Source organism: Clostridium polynesiense, assembly GCF_000820705.1.
GTDB classification, from domain to species: Bacteria; Bacillota; Clostridia; order Clostridiales; family Clostridiaceae; genus Clostridium_AA; species Clostridium_AA polynesiense.
This window is the reverse complement of sequence record NZ_CCXI01000157.1, coordinates 1-25,046: the sequence shown is the minus strand read 5'-3', so window position 1 is coordinate 25,046 and position 25,046 is coordinate 1. Positions and strand designations below refer to the sequence as shown.

The window sequence follows — 25,046 nt, the reverse complement described above, 5'->3', positions numbered from 1 at the left end:
GATATATTAAAATACAGGTAGTTATTTTTATATAGTTTTATATAATTTTTAAAGTTAAATTGCTGTTTATATTTTATCAGCAGGCTCGGAAATATTTTTTAAAGCTTCTTCCGCATTATCCTCAAGCTTAGGCTCTACAGCAATATCCCCTAAGGATACCATCCCTACAATACTGTTGTTATCAACTATAGGAAGTCTTCTTATCTGATTTTCACTCATAAGTTTAGCAGCTTCATTTATATCTGCATTAGCCTCTAACACCACCGGATTAGAAGTCATAACCGCCTTTACCTCCAGAGAATTTGAACTTTTTCCTTCAGCCACAGAGCGCAGAGTTATGTCTCTGTCTGTTATTATTCCTATAACTTTATCCCCGTCACATACCGGAAGAGATCCTATATTATGCTGTTTCATAAGCTCAGCTGCCTTCTCTACAGTATCTTCAGGCTTTAAAGTAGCTACATCACCTGTCATTACATCTCTTACCTTCATTTAAATCCCTCCTATAAAAATCACTTATTATTAACGTTAGTTTTACCTAAAAAGATTTTTTTATAAAGCGGATTCAGTGAAAAATAAAAAACCCTGAATTACTTCAAGGTTTTGGCAGGGCGTGTAGGAATCGAACCCACAATGTGCGGTCCGTAGCCGCATGTTATATCCATTTAACTAACACCCCATATTTATAAGAACTGACATAGTTATATTAGCACATTAAAGGCTCAAAATCAATTTATTTTTCAACGCTGAGCTTTAAAAAAAACCTTTAACCTTTATATATCCTTTATTAACAAAGGCCATTTATAATTAATAGCATTAACATTTTATTAATAATCTTATTTTTAACTATTCCTCATGTTTACAAGCTTTACTTAACAACACAATAGATTTTTAGTAAATAATATATTAACTTCACCGGGGTTATAGTCTAAAAAAAAATCATTGTGCTAAAATTATAGGTAGATTAAAGCTTTGCCTAGTTAAATTAAGCTTTAACCCTATTTAAAATGTAAATTTTTAGCATAATTCTCTCTTTTATTGTATATTTAAATTACATTTAATATTATAATTAATAGTATTGGAATAATATTAATTATAATATTAAATTTAGTAAGGAGAGTTGTGCATGAATAAAATTATTATAATGACAGACTCCAGCTGTGATTTACCTCTTAAATTTATAAAGGACAACAATATTCCTTATTTAGGTATTGCTTGTAACTTCAGAGGGGAAGAATATTTTGAAGATTTCGGTGAAACCCTTGGATATAAAGAGTTTTATGATGCTGTAAGGGAAGGCGAAATGCCTACTACCTCTCAAATTAACTCATATAGATTTTCGGAGGAGTTTAAAAAATTTGCAAAGGAAGGCAAGACAGTGATATATTTAGCCTTTTCCTCTGCACTCAGCGGAACATATAACAGCGCTTTAATAGCCAGAGAAGAAGTCTTAGAAGAATATCCCGAAGCAGACATAACAGTAATTGACACTAAATCAGCTTCCATGGGAGTAGGTCTTTTAGTTTATTACGCCTATGAATTATTAAATAAAGGCGCTTCAAAAGATGAAATTATAAATTGGGTAGAGAATAACAAGCTGAAGACAATTCATTGGTTCACTGTAGATGATCTAAACCACCTTAAAAGAGGGGGAAGGATCTCTGCGGCAGCGGCAGCAGTAGGAAGCCTTCTTGGAATTAAACCTGTACTTCATGTTAATGATGCAGGTCAGCTGATTCCTGTCTCCAAGGCAAAAGGAAGAAAAAAATCCATAAAAGAATTAGCAGAAAATCTTGAAAAGCATATTATAAATCCCGAAGAGCAGGTTATATTCATAAGCCACGGTGACTGCCTTGAAGATGCAGAGCTTCTAAGCTCCATGATCAAGGAAAAATATGCTGTGAAAGATATAATTATCAATAATATAGGTCCGGTAATAGGTGCTCATTCAGGTCCCGGAACCATAGCTTTATTCTTCTTAGGAGATAACAGAAGACCTTAATAGCCAAAACTGCTGCATAATGGTATAAAATAAACAGCTCGCTACATAATAATAAGAGCTGTTTTAAATATAAGGAGGTTTTGTAAATGAAGAGTTTAAAAGGTACAAAAACTGCTGAAAATCTTGCTAATGCTTTTGCAGGTGAATCTCAGGCAAGAAATAGGTACACATATTATGCAGCAGTGGCTGAAGAAGAAGGTCACAATTATATCGCAGATGTATTCCGTGAAACAGCTCACAATGAAAGAGCCCATGCTGAAGTATTTTACAATTATCTTGTAGAAGGACTTGGTGCTGTTCATATTAAGGTAGATGCTGATTATCCAATAGGTAAGAAAACTACTTTAGAAAACCTTAAGTATGCTGCAGACGGAGAAAAGGAAGAGTGGGGTACTTTATATCCTAACTTCTCACAAATAGCAAAAGAAGAGGGCTTCCCACAAATAGCTCACTCCTTTAATGAAATTGCTGAAGTAGAAGAAAGACACGAATCAAGGTATCTTGCATTTTATTATCACATGAAAAATGATACTCTTTATAAAAGGGAGGAATCAATATTCTGGAAATGCTCAAACTGCGGTTACATACATGAAGGAACAGAAGTTCCAGGTGTTTGTCCTGCATGTAGATATCCAAAAGGATACTTTGAGCCTCTTAGAGAAGAGCCTTATGATAATGAAGATAAAGGAACAGTTGAATAATATATTTTTTCAGCTAAAAAACAGTACGAAAACTCGTACTGTTTTTTTATTTTAAAGAACAAACTCCGCATGACTTCCCTGCATTCCCGGGGTAATTTCAAGCCTTGCATCTATTCTTTCCTTAAGCTCAGGTACATGTGAAATTATTCCTACAAGCCTTCCGGAGCTTTGAAGCTCTATAAGACTTGAAATAGCATTGTCTAAGGATTCAGGATCTAAAGTTCCAAAGCCTTCATCTACAAACATAGTTTCTAGGCTTATCCCTCCTGAATAGGATTGAACCACATCAGCTAATCCCAATGCCATTGAAAGAGACGCCTTAAAGCTTTCTCCTCCGGAAAGGGTTTTAACATGCCTTGCTTTTCCGGTGTAGTTATCATAAACCTCAAGTTCTAACCCCTGCTGAGCACTTCCCTTTCCTTTTTCCTTAATTCTGCTTAAAAGGTATCTTCCCGAGGTCATCTTCAAAAGCCTAATATTTGCAGCTTCTATAATATCGTCAAAATAAGCTGCCAATACATACCTTTCAAAGCTCACCCTCTGATTGTTATCTCCTTTAGCTACCCGTGCTAATTCTCCTATAATTCTGTAGCTTTCTTCTTTTTCTTTTATTACATCCTGAAGCTTTATAATTTCACCTAGAAGCTTTTGATTGTTATTCATTCTGGCAAAAAGCTTTTTATCCTCCTCCAGAAGCACGCTTCTCTTTTCCTTTATATCTATATGCTTCTGCTCTATTAAGGATATATCCACTCTTTCTAAGCCCTCTAAATTTTTAATAGCTTCCTCAAATCTATCTACAGTGGATTTTATTTCTTCGTTATAATCTTTTATGGATTTATCAATGCGGGCAATTTCCTCTTCCTTAAGCTTATGATTTTGATAATCCCCCTCATCCTGAAAGCCTTTTTCTTTTATAGCTTCTCTAAAATCATTAAGAGCCCCCTGAAGTTCAAGCTTAGAAATTTCATACTCCTTCTGTTTGACTGCCCTATCAGCTCTTGCTGCAGCAGCATCATTACCAGCCTTGTTAAATGCTGACTGGGCCTCTTTATATTCCTTTTCAAGAAGGCTTAATCTATTTTTATGACTGTTTATCTTTTCATTTAAGGCTTTTAAAGAGCTTATATCTTCAGGAATGTCTTCCTTAAGCTTTCTAAGCCCCTCGGATTCTCTTTCATAATGACCGTAGGCCTCCAGATAAAGATTGTCTAAATCTTTTAACAGCTTTTCTTCCTTTATAAGCTTATCCTTTAATTTCTTTAAATTTTCAGTATCCAATCTAAGCTGCTTTTCATCTTCCTTTAATGAATTTATTTTCACCTTTAATAATTCAATATCTCTATTTAACCCTTCTCTTTCACTGCTTACAAAACCGGTTAACTCTTCCTTTTCAAGATTTGATATATCCCTTATGATAAAGCTCTTAAGCTCCTCTTTAATGGAATCCACCACTTCCTTTTGAGATATTCCCTGTGTTTTATATCTGGTTAATTCGTTTAATAAATTATTATATATCTCCAGGTTTCTTTCATAAACAACTTTGCTTTTTTTAAGTTCTTCTTCTCTGGGAACTCCACCTATTAAAGCTGCAGGTGATGGGTGATGAAGAGCTCCACATACGGGACAAGGTTTATTTTCTTCAAGCTTTTCTGCCAATATACCAGCCTGTCCTTTTCTAAACACCTCATCCATATATTCAAATTCTTCTTTGCTTTTTTTATAGCATGCTTCTGCCTGAGTAAATTTATCCCGGCAATTCTTAAAGCAGTTTCTTATATCCGTAAGCTTTTCATCCTCTAAGTGAAGCCTGTCTAATTTTCTTTTTATTTCCTCCTTCTCTTTCAGATGATTATTATGTTCTAAAAGCTTAGAAGCAGTGTCTTTAAGCCTATCGAGATTTTGAGATACCTTATCTATGTTCAGCTTTAATTCTTCAATAAATAGAACCTTATCATTTTTATTTTTTTCTCTCAGCTTCAGATTTTCAAAAACTTCATTTATGCTTTGTTTTTTAATTTCATATTCTCTTACTTTATCTATATCCTTATTCATCTCCGCTATATAAGCCGCAAGATGCTTTCTTTCCTCTTCCTTTTCCTCCTGAGCTTTAATATTACCTTCAGCCTCAAGGAATAGTTTTTCCATATGCTTTAAGGCTTCCTCACTTTTGATGCTTGCCTGGCCTTTTAAGTCTACATTGTTTTTTCTGTTTATATAATATTCTTCTTTGCCCTGCATAGCCATTGCTTTGCGCGCTTTATTCAGTAAATACTCCTGATTGTAATAAAAATACCGCTTTTCCTCCAGCTCCTGCTTCTTCCTTTCAAGTATTTCTTTTTCCTGAAACTTCTTATTTATCTGTACGCCCTCAGCTATACTTTTCTGAATTAAATTTAACTCTTCATCGATACTGGCTATTTTTTCACTTAATTCTATCCTTTTTATTTCATCCTCTTTCCTGAGCTTTTCTGCCCGGTTTAAAATTTCCGTAAGATTTAAATCCTTGGCATTTTTTAAATTTTCAAATTCCTCATCCTCGCCGCACTGAAGATTTCTTATATTGGTGTTTCTCTGCTCTAAAAAGCTTTTTATACCGCTTATAAGTTCTCTTGAGCTTTCCTCTAAAAGTTCCTGCACCCTTCGGAAGGAATAAGTCCCAAAAATCTTTCTGAATATAATTTCTCTTTCGCTGCTGTTTGCACTTAAGAGTTCTCTAAATTCCCCCTGAGGAATCATTACAATCTGTTTAAACTGCTCATAGGTTATTCCAAAAATCTCATTTATCTTTTCCTGTACATCCTTTATTCCCGTTATTACCTTTTCTTCAGATAATTGAAGTTCCGCATCAGACTTTTGATCTGTATACCCTTCTCCCCTAGCCTTCTTTTTTTTCTGCTGAGGTATCCTCTTAATATAGTATTTTTTTCCCTTAACCTCAAACCACAGTTCAACAAAGGTTAACCTATCCTCATCAGCAAAATCACTTCTGAAGTTTTCACTCTTTCTTTCATCACCGCTGGCTCTTCCATACAAAGCGAAGGTTATGCCGTCAAAGATGGTTGTTTTCCCTGCCCCAGTAGGTCCTGTTATTAAAAATATATTCTTATCCTGAAGAGCTGTAAAATCAATGGTTTCTTCTCCTGCATAGGGACCAAAGGCAGACATTTTAAGCTTTAAAGGCCTCATGGTCTATTCCCTCCATTCTTCTCTTTCAACCTTTTCTATTATGCCGGCAACAACGCCGGTTTTATCCTCCGTAAACTCCAATCCTGTCATATCATTATAAAAATCCTTAAAAAGCTCCAGCTTGCTCTTCTTTTTAAATCCTGCGTCTGCAGAGGTTTTTGAAGGCTCATTTCTTTTTAAGGTGTTTTCCCTTGTAATCATCATTATGTTAGGATATACAGCTCTCAGCTGACCTATAGGGTCTAATATTTCTCCATCATCCGTTAATATTACGTTTATATAATCCTCTACATTTGTATCCATATATATCTCAGGTTTTAATAGTTCCTTCAATTCTCCTTTTATCACTCTCATATCCCTTTTAGGGCTTAATTCCCTTAATTGAACGGAGGTATTACCCTTTTCATCTATATTAACCACAGTTACGCTCTTTTTATGCTTTGCCTCAGAAAAAGAGTATTTAAGCAGAGAACCTGAATATCTTATATTATCAGCTCCTACCCTTTGAGGTCCATGGAGGTGACCAAGGGCTGTATAATTAAAAGCCTTGAAATATTCAGCCTTTATATACTCTGTCCCTCCTATAGAAAGAGGTCTTTCCGATTCGCTGACCTCAGGCTCCTCAGAGCCCACTACAAAACCGTGGCATACCATAACATTTCTTTCATCCTTATTGAGTTTTTCTTCTATTTTTTCAATAATGCACTTCATGGCATCATCATGGCATTTTATATCCTCTCTTTGGTATATATTTCTAACTACCGGAGGATCAGTATAGGGAACTAAATAAAAATTAACTGGTCCATGCTCATCCTGAAGCACTACCCTGGCTGGCTCATTTTTTAAAACCCCTTCAATATAAAGTCCTCTGGCATTTAATATGGAATTTCCAAAGCAAAGCCTTTCAGGGCTGTCATGATTGCCTGCAATAGCTATAATAGGAGTTTCAAGCTCTAAAAGTATATAGCTGAAGATTCTGTCTAAAAGCTCTACAGCTTCCACCGGAGCCACAGACCTGTCATATATATCTCCGGCAATCACAAGTGCATCCGGTTCTTCTTCTCTTATAAGTTCCACCAGCTGCATCAATATATGCTCCTGATCCTGTGTCATATAGAATTCGTTAACTATTTTTCCTATATGCCAGTCTCCAGTATGAATAAATTTCATTTTAACCACCCTAACTAAAATTTTTTATTAAAATAAAATATTTATAAGTCCATTTTTATTTTTCTTTAATTAATACTATATAATAAAAGAAACGTCTTATAAAGCTTAATATGACTTTATAAGACGTTTAAACTCTGAGTTATCCCCACATTAGCTTATTCTTCTTTATCATTATGTTTTGATGAAAGTATATTAAGTATAATTCCACCAATAACGAATATGCCTACTACAACTATTATAGTTATATCCATAGAAGACATATATTCCACCCCCCTTTACAGTTTTAAACTGAAAAGGAAGTATGGTCTTTATATCTGCTCCCGTTAAAATACATTACTATAAATCTTTTAAAATAAAATCTTATATCAATTATATAATTCCTGTACCTGAAAAAAATATATATTCTTCTTATAAGATTTTTAGCTATTATAAACAGGAGAAAGCTGAAGGTTAAATAGCTTGTTCCTTCCTTATCCCTTAATGTTCTTATAAAAACCTCAGTGCTTATTTCTTCATAAGAGGATATTATATCTATATTGCTGTTTTTTCCTAAAGCACAGGAGCTTGTACTTGGAGCAAATAAAGGAGCAAATCTCATTAATATAAAAATCACTAAACCAATTATAAGCAGGATGTTAAATCTGCTTTTTTTCAAATTAATCTACCCCTTGTCTCTAATTATGAATACTCCTCCTTAAAGAAACTTATATGGAGGAGTATTCATTAACTTACCTTGTATATACTTCAATGAGTTTTAAAATTACATCAACGGCTTTTTCCATTGATTCCAAACATGCATATTCATATTTACCGTGATAGTTTTCTCCTCCGGTAAATATATTAGGTGTAGGCAGACCCATAAAGGAAAGTCTTGCACCGTCGGTGCCTCCTCTTATAGGAACCATGTTAGGTGTTACCCCTACCTCTTCCATTGCCTTCTGGGCATTTTCTATCACATGCCAAACAGGCTCAATTTTTTCCTTCATATTTCTATACTGTTCTTTTATTTCAACGGATACAGTTCCTTCACCGTATTTTACATTTAATTTATCTGCAATTTCTTTCATTTTACTATTTCTATCATCAAAGCTGTCATTGAAGAAATCTCTTAATATAAAGGATAATACCGTTTTCTCAACCTCTCCTTTAATATCTGTTAAATGATAAAAGCCTTCATAACCTTCAGTATTTGAAGGTGTTTCATCAGGAAGACTGTTTAAATATTCATTGGCTATAAGCATAGAATTTATCATCTTATCTTTTGCAGAACCGGGATGAACATTTCTTCCCTTCACTGTAACCTTTACTCCTGAAGCATTGAAATTTTCACATTCCAATTCTCCTTCAGGACCTCCGTCCATAGTATAGGCTAAATCCGCATTAAAAAATTCTACATCAAAATGATCGGCACCCTCTCCGATTTCTTCGTCGGGAGTAAATCCTATTTTTATATTCCCATGCTTGAAGTCAGGGTTGTTCATTATATATTCTGCAGCAGTCATTATCTCTGATAATCCGGCTTTATCATCTGCTCCTAAAAGGGTAGTTCCGTCGGTAGTTATTAAAGTCTTTCCCTTATAGTTTGAAAGCTCAGGAAACTGCTTTGGAGAAAGCACAACATTTAATTCTTTATTAAGTACAATGTCTCCTCCGTCATAATTTTTTACAATCTGAGGATTTACATTTTTTCCTGACATATCAGGAGATGTATCCATGTGGGCTATAAACCCTATAGTAGGAACCTTCTTATCTATATTAGAAGGTATTGATGCATATACATATCCATGCTCACTTAAAGTGACATCTTTAATACCCATAGCTTTTAACTCATCAAAAAGCATCCTGGCTAGATTTAACTGCTCCGGAGTACTTGGAGTTTTTCCAGTGTTTTCATCGGAGGTGGTTTCCACCTTTACATATCTTAAAAATCTTTCCAGTAAATTTGACATGCTATCACTCCTTTGTTATTATCTGTTATTTTAATTATAAGCTTTTATATGAATAAATGTATATACCTTTACAGGTTAATGACTATATTTTTTCCAGATGGTTATAATTACTTATAAATAACCCTAAGGAGGAAACAATGGATTTGAATGGTTTTCACAAAAAAAACTTCAGCAGGATATTTATTTCCCTTATAGCTGTAATATTATCCTTATATGTGGCTTTAAGCGCTTTTACCTATAATAAATTTATTTTTTCCTATAATGAAGCTTTAAATGCATCAGACTATGCTGAAGCAGCTTCCGTAGAAAAAAGTAAAGCTTCCTTTAACATATTTAAAAAGCTGCTTTTTAATAAAGATAAACTCAGAATTATAAACAGCTGTATCAACAATTTAAATAAAGAATTTATAGATAAGAACATCACTGAAAAAAGCTTTGCTTCAGCTTTAGAAAATTTAAAAGCATTAGGAGCCCAAAGTGATAAAATAGAAAAAATTAAAGCCGGTCTTCCTGAAGCCAAGACCTCTAAGGATTTATATGACAAGGCTTTAGTTAACATAAATAAAGGCAGCTACGAAGAAGCCTTAAAGCTGTTAAAAGAAATCCCCTCATATTCTCCAATATATGATAAAGCCTTAGAGGAAAATAAAAAAGCATTAGGAGGCTTTAAAAGTATACTGCTTAAATCCTCCGCAGAATATGCTTCAAAGGAATATTACAGTAAAGCTATTTCTACCTTAGAAGCAATAAACAAGTACACTGACCAGGATAAAGAAATACAGGAAAAAATAAAAGAATATAAAGATAAAAGATCAGACTATATATCTAAAAGCAGCAGCTCAAGTTCAGTTTCCGGAAAAAGTATTTTATCCTTTGATGATATATCTAAGGATATTAAGGAAAACTCCCATATAGAAAGCTATATAAACACCTTAGGCTTATCCAGCAGCAGTCCTTATCTTGCATGGGTAAGCACCGCCAGCCAAATAACCTATATATTTAAAGGAAGCAAGGATTCCTGGAGGCTTATTGATAAATTTCCCTGCTCTACAGGAAAACCCGGTCATGATACTCCTAAGGGGCTGTTTATAACAAACGGTGATAAAGACCTCTGGTTTTTTAATCCTAAATTTAATGATGGAGCAAAATTCTGGGTAAGAATTAACGGAGATTATCTGTTTCATTCCATACCCTTTGATAAAACGCAAAAAAATATAACGGATAGCCTTTTAGGAGAACCTCGCTCTCACGGCTGTATCAGACTATCCTTGGAAAACTCTAAATGGATTTATGATAATCTTCAAAAAGGCTCAACGGTGGTTATAAGATAAATAAATCCGCTTCTAATATATTAAAACTCCTGAGGCTTATATATCCTTCTGTTTTCTAAAGACCATAATCTTTCGGAAAAGCCTCCGGGTTCTGTTTCTGCTGTAACCTTACGCATATCAAACATTCTGGCATCTATGATGTCTATATGAAGGAGTATTTCCGCTTCAGGAATCATAGGTTTAACAGGACTTCCATACTCGGGCTCATAATGATGAGAAAGTATCATATGTTGTAAAATCATTATTATTTCTCTGTTTGTATTAAGCTCTCTGCCCGCAAGCTCCACATTCTTTATCCCCTGGGTTATATGACCTAATAATGTTCCTTCAGTGGTATACTCCCTTACTATTCCCAGCTCAGTAGAATCCATTTCCTCCATCTTTGCAAGATCATGCAGTATAATTCCACCATAAAGGATATCTGAATTTAAAAAATCATATATCTCACATATTTTCTTCCCTAAACTTAACATGGTCATAATATGATATAAAAGACCTGTTCTTATAGAGTGATGATTCTTTTTTGCAGCAGGGTAGTATTTAAGCTTATCTTTATAACCTTCAAAAATTTTAAGAACTAAAGAGGATATTTCTCTATTTTCCATGTTATTTATATAATTCAATATTTCATTGTACATATATTCCGCTTCAAAAGGCGCACAGGGAACAAAATCTTCTATATTTACATCATCCCTTTCTTCAACAGGCCTTATAAGGTCTATTTTCAGCTGAAGTACATTCTGCCAGGAATTAACCAAGCCCTTCACCTTTACAAGCATTTGATCTGTATACATCTGCTGCTGGTTTTCATCTGCATCCCATAGCTTTCCGTTAATTTCCCCGCTTTTGTCTCCAAATACAAAATCCATATACTTCTTACCGTTAGATCCGGTTTTTACCTCTACTGACTTTATTATATAAAAACCCGTTACTACTTCATTTAACTGAAACTCATTTATATTTTTAAATTCTAAAGACAACACCTTCACTCCTTTTCATTTATAAAGTCTTTAATTATAGGTTACTATTTATTCACTTGCATTTTCAACGTTTTTTAAGGAAAATTGATTATATAGTAACTATTGTGAGATAATAACAATTAAGCATATAAAGTGAGGTGAATATATGATTATTAACCTGCCTCATAAGGTTGATTTTATAATTAATGAATTATACCGAAATGGATTTGAAGCTTTTGCAGTAGGGGGATGTGTAAGGGACTCTCTATTGTCCAGAACTCCTGGAGACTGGGATATAGCTACCAATGCCCTTCCTGATGATATAATAGATGTTTTTAACAAAACCATTCCTACAGGTATGAAACATGGAACCATCACAGTACTCATTGAAAAAGAACCCTTTGAAGTTACTACCTATAGAGTAGATGGAGAATATAAGGATAACAGGCGACCGGAAAAAGTAGAGTTTGTTTCCTCCATACAGGAAGACTTATCAAGAAGAGATTTTACTATAAATGCTATGGCATATAACTATAGAGAGGGATTAATTGATCATTTTAACGGACAGCAGGATTTAAATAATAAAATTATAAGATCCGTAGGAAATGCAGATCTCCGCTTTAAAGAAGACGCTTTGAGAATGCTTAGGTGTATAAGGTTCAGCGCACAGCTCCAATTTTCTATTGAAGAAGATACCTTTAACAGCATGATTAAAAACAGCAGTCTTATTAAAAACATCAGCCATGAAAGAATACGGACGGAGCTTAATAAGATACTTCTTTGTGAAAAACCTTCTTCAGCCTTTATACAACTGGAGAAAAGCAGCCTTTTAAAATACATACTTCCTGAAGTTCAAAAAATGGTAGGCTTTGACCAGAAGAATCCCCATCATGATAAGGATATTTTTATTCACACACTGACTGTAATGGACAATACCCCTAAGGATTTATATTTAAGATTGGCAGGGCTGTTCCACGACATAGCTAAGCCCGTGACCTTTTCAATGGATAAAAAGGGAATAGGACACTTTTACGGTCATGATAAGGTAGGTACAGAGCTTACAGAAAAAATATTAAGAAGACTTACCTACGATAATAAAACCGTAGATATAGTAAAGAAATTAGTAAGGGAACATATGATAATGTTTGATAGGCCTAAGGATAAAACAATTAAAAAGCTTATAAATAGAATAGGCTCTAAAAACATGCCTCTGCTCTTTCAGCTTCAAAGAGCTGATTTAAGAAGCAGTGCACCTCCCTTTGACTATTCAAATATAGAGTATATGGAAAAAAAGTCAGAGCTTATACTTGAAAATAAAGAACCCTTAAGCATAAAAGATCTAAATATTACCGGAGAGAATCTGATGAAGGAGCTTAATCTCCAACAGGGAAAAACTATAGGTGACATATTGAATTATCTTTTAGACAGGGTTTTAGAAAATCCTGAGCTTAATGATTATAATAAACTCTTAAATCTGGCTAAGAAGTTCTTTAACAGCTTATGATTAAAATTTATTTATAAAGAGCAAAAAGCGTGCCGCAGTTCGAAACTGCAGTACGCTTTTCAATATTTAAAAGGACATATTTCTTACCTATTTAAGCTTCATAGATAAATTTTTTCTGAAATTTCCTTCTTATTTTTATATTTTAATTTTCATTACTCTCTACATTTCTACTATGCTTCCGTTATAAAAGAGATATAAGTATTTTTCCTTAACCTGCATTCCTGTAAGTCTTAACAGGCTTTCACAGTAATAGTCTATCTGAACCCTATAGCGTTCCTTTATATTTTCTTCTCCGCCTTCTTCTACATAGTCAGTCTTATAATCCAAAAGCACTAGTTTTCCTTCTTCCTCAAAGAAGCAGTCTATTATCCCCTGAACCCTTATTTTTTCTTCCTGGTAAATATCCTCAGGAAGCTCCGGTTTTACTACAGTGCTTGGAACCTCTATAAAGAATGGAATTTCCCTATAAACCTTATTTTCGCTATAGGCTTTGAGAAGCCTCTGTCCTAAAGAGCTTTTAAAGAAGCTTAATATCTTTCTGATGTTTACAGCCTTTCTTTCATCTTCTCTTATAAGCTCCTGATTAACCATTTGATCCATCTGATTATTTATTTGTTCTATGCTGTGTACTTTATTTAAATCTAAGTGCTGCATTACAAAGTGAACCGCAGTACCTCTTTCTGCCGGGGAAAGCCCTCTATTTTCCTGAAGAAATTCCGGCTTTCTCAGAGTTTCAGGGGTATAAAGCCTCACATATTCTCCGTCATATTCTGCCTTAAGAGACTGCCTCTTAAGCTCAGAAACGGATATATTAGCAGGAAGCTTTGAAGAATATTTATATTTATATTCCCAACTTAACCTTCTGTTTATTTCTTCTGTATATACTCCTTCCTGTGATTTAAATTCATTATCCTCCTCTAAATTATCCACAGCAGGATTTTTTTCATCCACAATCACCTGTTTTTTATCCCATAATTTTACGTTCCATGTGGATAACTCATCCTGAGAGGTTATATTCACAGTGCTGTTGTTAATATTTCTTATAGCTTCTCCCTGTGTATGCTTTGCTAATGCCATAGCTATCCAGTCCAAATAGCTTTTTCCCTTTAAAACCTGGGATTCAGGAATTCTGCCTTCAGAAGCAGCAGCCTGACACCATTTTTCTGCAGAGGAGCTGAGGTTATTCACAGAGCCTGTAATAATAAGCTTTTCCTTTGCTCTGGTAAAGGCTACATAAAGCACTCTCATTTCCTCAGATAGGCTTTCCAGTCTAAACTTTCTTTTAATAGCTTCCTTAGCTATAGTGGGATAACTGATTCTGTTTTCAATGTCAACAAAATCAGGACCATATCCCAGTTCTTCATGAAAAAGTATACTTCTGTTTAAATCCATAAGGTTAAAATTCTTTCCGGTGCCGGAGAGTATCACCACAGGAAATTCAAGACCCTTGCTTTTATGTATGCTCATTATTCTTACCACATCTTCATTTTCTCCAAGTATCTTGGCACTTCCTAAATCTCCGCTGCTTTTTCTAAGCTTATTTATAAAGTTTATAAAGTTAAATAAACCCTTATAGCTGGTTTTATCATATTCTCTGGCTCTCTGGAAAAGTATCCTTAAATTTGCCTGACGCTGAACACCCTTAGGCATTGCGCCAACGTAACCGTAATAGGAAGTGTCCATATATAAATACCATATAAATTCATCAATAGGCATATAAATGGATTTTTCCCTCCATTTTTCTAAATACTCCATAAAGTAAATGCATTTTTCTTTAAGCTCATCCTTTGACACCTTTATATCTTCAGAGCCTTCTGCTATAGCTCTTATGCTTTCATAAAAATAGTTTTCCTTATTAGCTGCTCTTAAATCAGATAAGTCTTCTGGAGTAAAGGCAAAAATAGGGGATCTGAGCACTGCTAGCATAGGAATATCCTGCATGGGATTATCTATAACCTGAAGCAGAGACATTATTGTCCTTATTTCTACGGTTTGGAAGTAGCCTGTGCCGGAATCAGAATATACAGGAATACCTTGAAGTCCCAGCTCTTCAGCAAATATAGGAGCCCATTCTGTAGTTGCCCTTAAAAGTATAACTATGTCCTTGTATCTTACCCTTCTGTAATTCTCCAAAGCTTTATCATATACCTTGAATTCTCCGCCTTCATCAGGATTAATAAGCTCCTTTATCCTTTTTGCCGTTAACCTTGCCTCCAGCTGTATGTTGTCTAACTCCTCTTCAGAAAGTTCTTCTACTCCTTCTTCTACTCCCGTTACCTCTTCCTCTTCTTCTATATCCTCCTTGGATTTTTCAGAGCTTCTGTCCAGGATATGCACTTCTATATCTCCTCCTACAAAAACTCCTTCTTCTTCATTTTCTTTAAAGTCTGCGCCGAGATTCAAGGCTTCCTTTGAAGTATAATCCAGCTCTCCTACAGTAGTAGTCATTAATTCCTTAAATATATAGTTAACTCCCTTTATTACCTCTTCTCTGCTTCTAAAATTCTTATAAAGCAGTATTTTTCTGTTTAAGCTTCCCTCTTCCTCTGAATAACTGTTATATTTATCAAGGAATAATTCAGGCTTTGCCTGTCTGAATCTATATATGCTCTGCTTAACATCTCCAACCATAAATACATTGGGATTTTCAGTAAATTTCCTTGAAACCATATTTACTATAGTTTCCTGAACGTTATTACTGTCCTGATACTCATCTACCAGTATCTCTTCAAAATTTTCCCTAAGCTCTAAAGCTACAGAGCTGGGTTTAATTTCTCCACTGCTTTTATCCACCAAAATATCCAGGCAATAATGCTCCAGATCATTAAAGTCCAGTATTCCTCTTTCCTTTTTAGCATTTTTATACCTTTCATTAAACTCTAAAACCAAAGCAGAAAGCTCCTTCATCAGAGGATACATAGCTTTAAGATTATCTATTGATTCCTCCATAGGAATAGAAAACATACTGTTATTTATGTCTTTTACTTTTTTCTTAACCTCATCTCTGATATCCTTAACTCTTTTTTGAGCTTCTTCATCAGAGACATTTGCCTTTCTTACTGTCTTAAGTTTTGAAAAGCTCAGGGATGAAAATGCTTTTTCAGCCTCACTAAATCCTTCCTTAACCGCCTCTATCAAACTGTCTATAAGTGCTGCATCATCAGTAAGATTTTCAATATAAGGCTCTAACCCTTCAGTATTTTCACATATTTCTAAAGCAAATTTAATCCTTCCTATTACCCCTTTAAGCTCTACCTCAGCACCTTGAAGAAGAACCCTTCCCCAAATGCTTCTGCTTATATCAAAATCCTCCTGTATGTTAAACTCCTCTGCCTTGTCCTTAAGCCATTTTTCCGGCCAGGGTCCGCTCATGGAAAAGTTATAAAGACTATATACAAGCTCCTGAAGCCTTCTGTCATCTCTTCCGCCACCAAAGGCCTCCACAAGGTTTATAAAGCTTTCCTTCTGATCCTCAAATTTATCTTCAAAGAGCTCTTGAAGTATATCCTGCTTCATAAGCACTGCCTCGGTATCCGCAGCTATCCTAAAAGCAGGATCTAAATCTATATGATGAAAATTATTTCTTATTACATCAAGACAAAAGGAATGCATAGTGGTTATATTAGAACGGCTTAAAAGAGTGAGCTGCCTCTGCAGGAGCTTGGAATTAGGGTTCTTATCAAGCTCCTTAGAAATAGCATCCGCTATTCTTTCTCTCATTTCCGCAGCTGCTGCATTGGTAAAGGTAACTACTAATAGTCTATCTATATCCACAGGCTTTTCCTTATCAGTTATTATCTTAATGATTCTTTCTACAAGAACCGCTGTTTTACCGGAACCTGCCGCAGCGGCTACTAAAAGATTTCCTCCTCTTGTATTTATAGCCTGAAGCTGCTCCTCTGTCCATTTAGTTGCCACTATTCCTCTCCTCCTTCAGCTCCTCTTGAATTTTTTCCTTCATAAGCTCCCATACATCTTCATCTTTTTTCTTATGCATGTAATTATAGGAGTTATCCTTCATACTGGTGTCAAACTGGCATACCGAAGCATAACTGCAATTTTGGCAGGCTGTATACTTAAGCTTCTTGGCAGGCTTTATCTTAATATTTCCCTTAAGCATTTCATCACATAATTTAACCAGGCTTTCTCTAACATAATTTCTAAGGATCTCAAACTGCTCTTCTGTAATGGCTGAACTGCTTTTACTTAAGCTGTCATCCTTGTTGAGCTTTGCAGGTATAATGAGAGAATATCCTGTCATGGTTTTATCCATTTCTTTTATAACCTTGGCATCGCCCAATAAAAGTCCCTTCATCTTAAGCCTCTTCATTATCTGCTCTTTTATTTCCTCCTCGCTCATTCCGGGCTTTCCTTTTACTATAGGATCATCTATCCTGAAATAAAGTATAGCTCCTGGAATGCTCTGCTGCTTTATGAACTTTTCTGAATTTGAAATCAGAGCCTCTAAATAAATTAAAAGCTGTATTTGAAGACCATAGTATATATCTGAAAGATCCAGTTCCTTGCTGCCTGATTTATAGTCTATTATCCTTATATAGGTATTGCCATCCATCTCCATGGTATCAACCCTGTCTATCCTTCCTCTAAGAAAAATTTCTTCTCCTGAAGGAAGTTCAAGCCTGATTGCAGGCATATCATCTTCTTTTCCCTTTCCAAAGGTCATTTCATACCCTAAGGGTTTAAAGCTTCCTCTCTTTATCTGCTCTGAAATTATATTAACAGACTTTGTCAAAATCCTTTTAACCCTGCTGCCTATATACTTATATTTAGCAGAGCTGTTTAATATGGAGTTCTCCTTGTTTGCAAGCATTTCATCCACTATAGAGGATATAATCTTTCTTGAATATTCGGAGTTTAAGTCTTTCCACTGCTTACCTTCATTTTCAATATGCCTTGAAAAGTCATCTAAAACCTCATGCATGAAGCTTCCTAAATCCGGAGAGCTTAATTCATATATTTTCCTATCCTTTGCTTTTAATCCGTATTTCACAAAATAAGCAAAAGGACACTCTGAATACTGCTCCAACCTTGAAACGCTGAAATAATAAGGCTTTTCATAAAGCTTTCTTATCTTTTCAGAATTTATGCTTTCCACCTGATTGCTGTAGGTAAGTGCTTCAATAATTCTGTGGGACTTTTCTCTCCAAGGCTCTCTTCCTTCATACCAGCTTTGAGCCTGCCTCCATACCTCCTCTATCTCTTCCCCTTCATAATCCCTTCTTAATGCTCCTATAAGCTCATTAAAGGTAGGCTGTGGGGAAGAAATCTTTTCAAGCTCAGGATACTTTATATTTTTCTTTACTATATCGCTTTCTTCTATAAGCTTTGGAAATATCTTTTTAGCTCTTGAAATTACGATGGAAGGTCTTAATGCCTTTCCTTCAAAATCCGACATAGGAAATGTCATCATTAAATATCTGCTGGCCATGGTGAGAGCGGTATACACTAAAAGCTGCTCTTCAAAGGCTTTAGTTTTTGTATCCGCTGCCAGTTCAATTCCTCTTTCCTTTAAGGTAATCCTATCGTTATCTGAAAGTATCCCCTCTTCTTTATCAGCTTTAGGAAATACTCCATCGTTAACTCCTATAATATATAAAGCCTTTACTCCCTGACTTTTAATTCTGCCTATATCTCCTACGTTAACCTGATCTAAAGAAATAGGAATGAGTCCTATTTCACACTTTAAAAAACCTACATTTAATATCTTTGAAAATTCCTCCAGCTTTATATATTCATCTCCCATGGTTTCCACCAGTTGATCAAGAACTCCCATTATGAAATCTATAACCTGATCATATTCACTTACATTTTCCTGCATTCCGCTGCTGCTGAACTTATCTCTCCACTGCTCCATCCGTTCTAAAGCACCTATTTTTACTATGTAATCGTAAATAGCCACGGATAGCTCTCTTACCGTTGCCTTGCTTTTAATTTTTTCATGTATATCCAATAAAGGCTTAACTACAGCTTCTCTGGTTTCATTTACCCTGTTTATCATGGAGCTTTCATAAAGGGTCATTGCTTCCTCTTTAAAGCCATAGGTTAACCTATATCCCCACATATCCTCCATCCACTTGCTTCCTCTTATTCCATTGGCTAAAACATAGTTTTCTAAAATGTCTATTTCTTCCGCAGGAATTCCAGTAAGACCGGTTTTTAAATATCTAAACACAGCCTCGTAAGACCAGTTCTTCATGAATATATCAAACATAGAATTGATTAAAACCACTAAAGGATTATCCATTATATCAATTTTCTTATCCATAAAGTATGGAATATCATATTCCCTGAAAATAACTGAGGTAAGCTTTTCATAACTGTCCAGATTTCTGCATACTACAGCTATATCCTTAAACCTGTATCCCTCATCCCTTGTGAGCCTTATAATATCCCTAGCTATAAACTCCAGTTCCTCATAGCTGTTTTGAGCTTTATAAAGACGGAGACTTTCAGCTTCATTATTATAGTAGCTGTAAGGAAAAGAAAAGAAGTGTTTCTCAAGATGCTGAATTTCATCGCTGTGGTTAAATCTTGGACAGCAGTCTCCATTTAAATCCACAGGCTTTAAATATCCTGTATTAGTTCTTTCTGCAAGCTCTACTATTCTTCTTTCAGTATTTTTAGTTACATTGAATATGTCCGTAGTATCATGAATATCATATAGGCTTAAACTGTCGGAAAGAAGGGTTACATTAACTGCAGAAGCGCACTTTAAAAGCTTTTCTATAACTGCATACTGCTGAGGGGTAAAGCTTGTAAATTCATCTATCCATATTTCAGCACCGTTATAAATGCTGCAGCCCTGAAGCTTTTCAGCAAGGAGGGTTAATTCATCCTCCGGGTCCAGAAATCTTTCATTTATTTTTTTCTCAAAACGAGAATACAGAAGGCTTAAATCCTTAAGCTTTTTATGCAGATCATTTTTGTCATTAAAATCCGAAGATGCTACTTCAAGCATTTCCGGGGTAATATTATACTTTTTAAACTCCTTAACAGCTTCGTTAATTATATCTACAAAGCCCTGCTGCCTGCTGGCATTATAAAATATCTCCATATCCTCCTTGGAATCCTCTATTATCTTATAAAGCAGCATGGATTTTCCTGCGTCATTCATCCTCTTGTGGGTAGCTCCTCCAACTTCGCTGAAAACATTATGAGCCATTCTTTTAAAGCTAAGCACCTCAGCCTTTAATATACTCAGTTCACCTACGGCATCTAAAAGATTTTTTTCTGCAGTAAAGGAAAACTGCTCAGGTACCAATAGTATTAATTTGTTTTTTGTTCCTTCATCTATACGCTTTTTAATTTGATCGAGGCAGTATTGGCTTTTACCGCTTCCACCTCTTCCAAAGATAAATCTTAAACTCATAAAAACCTCCTCTTTAATGCTGAGATTTATTGATAATCTATATTACTTAAATTATATCCTTATATAAATTTTTCTACAAATAAATAGAAATCAATATATTTTAAATTTATAAAAAGCATCTTATAGATTTAAAGATAAAATCTAAAGATGCTTTTTTAAGTATTATAATATCCATATAAATTTATTATTTAAGCTTTTCCCATTCCTCCTGCTTAAAACCTGTTAAAACTAAATCTTCACTTACTATAATAGGTCTCTTTACAAGCATTCCGTTGGAGGCAAGGAGCTTTATCTGTTCCTCCTCTGACATTTGGGGAAGCTTATCCTTTAGCTTTAATTCTTTATATACATTTCCGCTGGTATTAAAAAACTTTTTAAGAGGCATGCCGCTTTTCGATACCCAGTTCTTTAACTCCTCTTCTGTAGGATTATTTTCAACAATGTGCCTTTCTTCGTAAGCTATATCATTTTCATTTAACCATTTCTTTGCCTTCTGGCAGGTACTGCATTTAGGATATTGCAAAAATAAGTACTTCATAAGCTGCTCCTCCTTTTATATAAAAGCATTACTATTGATAATAATTATTATAACATATCATGTATTGATGTGAAAATTTCACTCCGAAAATCAAACTAAAAGCTTTTGAAAAGGATAATATATCCGTTTGCTGCATGCTTTCCTTACTCCTCCATATCACCCTGTATCCTGATTAATCTATATCCTACTCCAATATGAGTCTGAATATATTTAGGATGTGCTGTATCCCTTTCAATCTTTTTACGAAGAGTAGCCATGAAAACTCTTAAGGACTGAACATCACTTTCCAGTGGATTTTCCCAGACTTCTTTCAAAATATAGGTATGTGTAAGCACCTTACCTGCATTTTTTGCCAGAAGACAAAGAAGCTTATATTCTATAGGAGTGAGATGTATTTCATTATTATCTAAAAAAACACATCCTGAGGAATAATCTATCTTTAATCCTCCATTTATAAATTCAGCACTGTTTTTATTTGAACTTGTATCATAGCTCATTTTTCGTATTGCCACTCTTATTCTTGCAAGAAGTTCATCTACACTAAAAGGTTTGGTTAAATAATCATCAGCTCCTGCATCTAAAGCTTCAATTTTGTCCTTGTCTTCGCTTCTGGCACTGACTACGATGATAGGACAAATAGACCAGCTTCTGATCTTTCTTATAATATCTACTCCATCTATATCAGGAAGTCCTAAATCCAGTATAATAATTTCCGGCTTTCTTGAAGTGGTTATAAATATAGCTTCTTCTCCGCTTTCTGCAGTAAAGCACTTATATTCATTTACATCAAGAGCAGCTTTAATAAAATTTCTTATAGCTTTATCATCTTCAATGATTAAAATTGAAGTTTTCATTGGCTGCTTCACCTGCCTCTCTGGCTTTTTTATATATTTTTTATTTCTACCTTTTTAAGCTGAAATCCTATGACAGTGCCTTTAGGACAATTGTCTCTTATATAAATACTGCCTCCATGAGCATCTATAATTGATTTACATAGTGCTAATCCCAGCCCTAATCCTCTTCTGCTGTCCCCCTTATTACCATTTACAGTAAAAAACATATCAAAAATATATTTTTTGTTTTCATCGCTTATTCCGCTTCCGTTATCAGCAAATTCCATAATCACCTTGTCACCTTTTGAAAAACAATTAATATCTATTTGAGAGCCTGGAGGGGTATATTTTATAGCATTGTCTACAATATTAATAATTACCTGTATGATTAATCTTACATCAACCTCTACCATCAAAAGATCATCAGCATTATTTACATTTATACTATATTCACTGGCTTTCCGGTTAACATGCTGCAGAGCTTCTTCTATTATTTCCTCAACCAGCTGCGGCTCAGTCTTAAGGCTTACCGAACCGTTATCCATACGGGATACAGATAATAAATTTTCCACTAAATTAATAAGCCATAAGGCATCATCATAAATATCTAAAGTGAGCTTTCTTTTGCTTTCTTCATCAAATCTATTAGATAAGATTAAATTTGCATTTCCGGAAATACTGGTTAAAGGAGTTCTTAAATCATGAGAAACCGCTCTTAGAAGGTTAGCTTTAAACCTTTCATTTTCCGCTTGAGCTAGAGCATTTTTCTGTGCTTCATTCAAATTATATTTTTCAATGGCAGAGGAAATTTGATTTAATATAGCTGTTAATAAAGACTTTTCATCATTATCAAGGCTATGGTTATTTTCTAAAAAAATTCCTATAACCGCTAAAACCTCCTGCTGACCTATTAAAGGCAGATAGTAAGCTTTAGCTCCCGGAAGGGTTTCTGTAGAAGCACCGGCTTTTTTCTTATTCTTAATAACCCAGCTCACTACTGCTTTTTCATCTCTGTCTGTATACTTGTTTTTTATCACTTCACCATCTTCAGAAGATTGAATATAGGTATTTAATATGCTGTTATCTTTAACGGTATAAAATATAATAGCTTTATTTAAAAGTTTATTTATCTGATTCTGAGAGGTAAGTATTATCTGCTCCAGAGAATTAGCCTTTTGAAGTTCTTCACTTATCCTAAGGAGTATGTTTGTCCTGTAGGCATTTACAGCAGAGATATCCGCCTGGCTTTTCACTCTGTTGGTAAGGGTGCTTGTTATTACTGCAGATATAAGCATAATCATAAAGGTAACAGGATACTCAGCTCCATAAGCATTAAAGGTAAATCTGGGATCGGTAAAGAAAAAATTAAAAGTCAGCACTCCTATTAAAGAGGCTACCATACCATAAATTTTGCCTTTAGTTTTACTTGATATAACTAGAACACCTAAAATATATATAGTAATGATATTTGCTTCACTGAATCCGATATTGTCAAAGTATAAGCCTATCAAAGTGCATACAATCAATATTGCAATCATCTTAATACTGTCTTCCCAGCTTATTTTTACACCATTAAATATTTTTATTTTATTTTTGTAATCAGGAGTGTCTTTATCTGGAATCACATATACATCTATATCCGGAGCATAGTTAATCAATCGATCTACAAAACTTGTCTTAGGTATAATACTGTGTGTCCTTTTATTTGCTCTTCCAAGTATTATTTTAGATATTCCGCTTATCTTTGCAAATTCAGCAACTTCATATGGGACATCTTCTCCATAGGTAGCTGAAATAGTGGCTCCCAGCTCTTCTGCATGCTTTAAATTAGCTCTCAGCTGTTTAATATTGCTTTCTTTTAATTCTTTAGAATCAGGGGTTTCTACAAATAACGCGGTAAAGGAAGCATGAAAAGCATGTGCAATCCTGGCCGCTGCCCGAATTATCTTACCATTGGAAGGAGATGAGCTCAAGCATACTAAAATATGCTCATTGGTATGATAGTTAATGCTTGCATTTTCCTTATTAATATAAACCTCCTTATTGACCCTGTCAGCTGTACGCCTCAAGGCTATTTCTCTTAAAGCAACAAGATTCTCTTTTGTGAAGAAATGTGCTGCTGCCTGCTTTGCTTGTTTTTCCTTATATATTTTTCCTTGATTTAACCTCTGTAATAAATCATCCGGTTCTATGTCTATAAGCTCTACCTGAGCGGCATCGTCAAAAATTCTATCAGGTATACGCTCCTTTACAATAATTTTAGTAATTGAAGCAACTATATCATTTAAACTTTCAATATGCTGTACATTTACTGTGGTATATACATCGATACCTGCATCCAGCAATTCTTCAACATCACTGTATCTTTTAGGATGCCTGCATCCTGAAGCATTACTGTGAGCCAATTCATCTACAATAAGAATCTGAGGTTTTCTTTCCAAAGCTGCATCTATATCCAGTTCCTTAAGAGTCATACCTTTATATTCAATTTCTTTAGGAGGAATAATTTCTAATCCATTTAATAATTTCATTGTCTCAGGTCTTGTATGAGGCTCTATATATCCTACTGCTACATCCAGTCCATTATTTAAAGCGGTATGTGCGGCATCCAGCATAGCATAGGTCTTTCCTACTCCTGCGGCATATCCAAAGAAAATTTTAAGCTTCCCCTTTTTTTGTTCATTTTCAATTTTATTAATTTTTTCAAGAAGCTCTTGAGGATTAGGCCTTTTCTGAATCATAATATTCCTCCTAAATTCTATACTTAACCACTATACTTTAAATTATCTATATTATCCCGTCTAAAGCAAGATTTACTTCAAGGACATTTACCGTATCTTCACCAAAAACCCCTAAAAACTTAGTTTTTGTATATTTTTCAACCACCTTTCTTACTTCATCCTCTGTAATACCCCTGCTCTTAGCGATTCTTTCTATTTGGTACTCCGCTGCAGCAGGAGAAATATGCGGATCTAATCCACTTCCTGATGATGTTACAAGATCTACAGGAATAGGAACATCCTTTTTCTCAGGATGTGCTGCTTTTATTTTATTTACCCTTTCTTCTATGAGCTCTTTATATTCATCACTTGCTGGGCTCAGATTAGAAGGAACAGAATACATAAGAGGATTGCCTTCATCATCAGTAAAAATATCGGTTTTTATATTCATAACACGTCCCCATAAATATCTCTCTCCAGTAAACTGTTGTGCAAGTAATACGCTTCCGTACTTTTTGCCATCTACCTCTATTATACTTCCATTTGCCTTATTACTGAAAAATATTTGAGATAAACCTGTAGATACAAAGGGGTATATAAAACCGGTAATCATTGTGAATATAATCAAGAATATAAAAGCTCTAAATATTAATGTTTTATCTTTTTTCATACTTAATCAAGTCTCCTTATCTTAAACCAATGCCATTGTATTATCAAATCTCCTTAACTAAACCAATCTCATTGCATTTATGATAATATC

16 protein-coding genes and 1 tRNA gene are annotated in these 25,046 nt (G+C 34.7%); 4 read left to right on the top strand and 13 right to left on the bottom strand.

All coding sequences use genetic code 11. From position 1 onward, the window contains the following. Nucleotides 1–66 precede the first annotated feature (66 nt). Nucleotides 67–492, bottom strand: a complete 426-nt coding sequence (locus TA89_RS17015; RefSeq protein ID WP_040215141.1) for a CBS domain-containing protein — start codon at nt 490–492, stop codon at nt 67–69. 112 nt (nt 493–604) lie between these two features. Continuing rightward, nucleotides 605–679, bottom strand: a tRNA-Arg gene (locus TA89_RS17010). Between the two features lie 447 nt (nt 680–1,126). On the opposite strand from TA89_RS17010, the gene TA89_RS17005 reads away from it, so the two are divergent. Then, nucleotides 1,127–2,002, top strand: coding sequence for a DegV family protein (locus TA89_RS17005; protein ID WP_040215140.1), 876 nt, complete (start codon nt 1,127–1,129; stop codon nt 2,000–2,002). Nucleotides 2,003–2,088: 86 nt separating this feature from the next. Beyond that, the gene (gene rbr / locus TA89_RS17000) at nt 2,089–2,703 is read left to right on the top strand and encodes a rubrerythrin (protein ID WP_040215138.1); all 615 of its coding nucleotides are present in this window, start codon (nt 2,089–2,091) and stop codon (nt 2,701–2,703) included. 51 nt (nt 2,704–2,754) lie between these two features. Here the strand turns inward: rbr and TA89_RS16995 are convergent, their stop codons facing one another. The 4 genes from TA89_RS16995 to pepT all read right to left on the bottom strand — a co-directional run bounded on the left by TA89_RS16995 (nt 2,755) and on the right by pepT (nt 9,011). Next, complete coding sequence (locus tag TA89_RS16995) at nt 2,755–5,892, bottom strand: AAA family ATPase (protein ID WP_040215134.1); 3,138 nt, start codon at nt 5,890–5,892, stop codon at nt 2,755–2,757. Between the two features lie 3 nt (nt 5,893–5,895). Further along, complete coding sequence (locus TA89_RS16990; RefSeq protein WP_040215133.1) at nt 5,896–7,062, bottom strand: exonuclease SbcCD subunit D; 1,167 nt, start codon at nt 7,060–7,062, stop codon at nt 5,896–5,898. Nucleotides 7,063–7,345: 283 nt separating this feature from the next. Then, the gene (locus tag TA89_RS16985; protein ID WP_040215131.1) at nt 7,346–7,717 is read right to left on the bottom strand and encodes a hypothetical protein; all 372 of its coding nucleotides are present in this window, start codon (nt 7,715–7,717) and stop codon (nt 7,346–7,348) included. A 73-nt stretch (nt 7,718–7,790) separates the two neighbouring features. Then, on the bottom strand, nt 7,791–9,011 hold the full coding sequence (gene pepT / locus TA89_RS16980; RefSeq protein ID WP_040215128.1) for a peptidase T: 1,221 nt from the start codon (nt 9,009–9,011) through the stop codon (nt 7,791–7,793). 137 nt (nt 9,012–9,148) lie between these two features. Between pepT and TA89_RS17860 the strand changes: the two genes are divergently transcribed. Further along, a complete protein-coding gene (locus tag TA89_RS17860; protein ID WP_052447590.1) occupies nt 9,149–10,342 on the top strand; it encodes a L,D-transpeptidase in 1,194 nt (397 codons plus the stop codon). A gap of 20 nt (nt 10,343–10,362) precedes the next feature. On the opposite strand, the gene TA89_RS16970 is transcribed toward TA89_RS17860, so the two are convergent. After that, on the bottom strand, nt 10,363–11,322 hold the full coding sequence (locus TA89_RS16970; RefSeq protein ID WP_040215127.1) for a 3'-5' exoribonuclease YhaM family protein: 960 nt from the start codon (nt 11,320–11,322) through the stop codon (nt 10,363–10,365). Between the two features lie 145 nt (nt 11,323–11,467). On the opposite strand from TA89_RS16970, the gene TA89_RS16965 reads away from it, so the two are divergent. Beyond that, nucleotides 11,468–12,805 carry a CCA tRNA nucleotidyltransferase gene (locus tag TA89_RS16965; protein WP_040215125.1) on the top strand — a complete coding sequence of 446 codons (1,338 nt, stop codon included), beginning with the start codon at nt 11,468–11,470 and terminating at the stop codon, nt 12,803–12,805. Between the two features lie 159 nt (nt 12,806–12,964). On the opposite strand, the gene addA is transcribed toward TA89_RS16965, so the two are convergent. The 6 genes from addA to kdpC all read right to left on the bottom strand — a co-directional run bounded on the left by addA (nt 12,965) and on the right by kdpC (nt 24,956). Then, nucleotides 12,965–16,723: a helicase-exonuclease AddAB subunit AddA gene (addA, locus tag TA89_RS16960; RefSeq protein WP_040215123.1), complete on the bottom strand. Its 3,759-nt coding sequence runs from the start codon at nt 16,721–16,723 to the stop codon at nt 12,965–12,967. Continuing rightward, on the bottom strand, nt 16,713–20,195 hold the full coding sequence (gene addB / locus TA89_RS16955) for a helicase-exonuclease AddAB subunit AddB (protein WP_040215121.1): 3,483 nt from the start codon (nt 20,193–20,195) through the stop codon (nt 16,713–16,715). The genes addA and addB overlap by 11 nt, the downstream gene beginning before the upstream one ends. Before the next feature lie 184 nt (nt 20,196–20,379). After that, nucleotides 20,380–20,733 (bottom strand): arsenate reductase family protein, encoded by a 354-nt coding sequence (locus TA89_RS16950; RefSeq protein ID WP_040215119.1) that lies wholly within the window; start codon nt 20,731–20,733, stop codon nt 20,380–20,382. A gap of 143 nt (nt 20,734–20,876) precedes the next feature. Further along, a complete protein-coding gene (locus TA89_RS16945) occupies nt 20,877–21,587 on the bottom strand; it encodes a response regulator (protein ID WP_040215117.1) in 711 nt (236 codons plus the stop codon). Between the two features lie 29 nt (nt 21,588–21,616). Beyond that, nucleotides 21,617–24,307, bottom strand: coding sequence for a sensor histidine kinase (locus TA89_RS16940; RefSeq protein ID WP_040215115.1), 2,691 nt, complete (start codon nt 24,305–24,307; stop codon nt 21,617–21,619). A 46-nt stretch (nt 24,308–24,353) separates the two neighbouring features. After that, the gene (gene kdpC / locus TA89_RS16935) at nt 24,354–24,956 is read right to left on the bottom strand and encodes a potassium-transporting ATPase subunit KdpC (RefSeq protein ID WP_040215113.1); all 603 of its coding nucleotides are present in this window, start codon (nt 24,954–24,956) and stop codon (nt 24,354–24,356) included. Nucleotides 24,957–25,046: the final 90 nt, after the last annotated feature.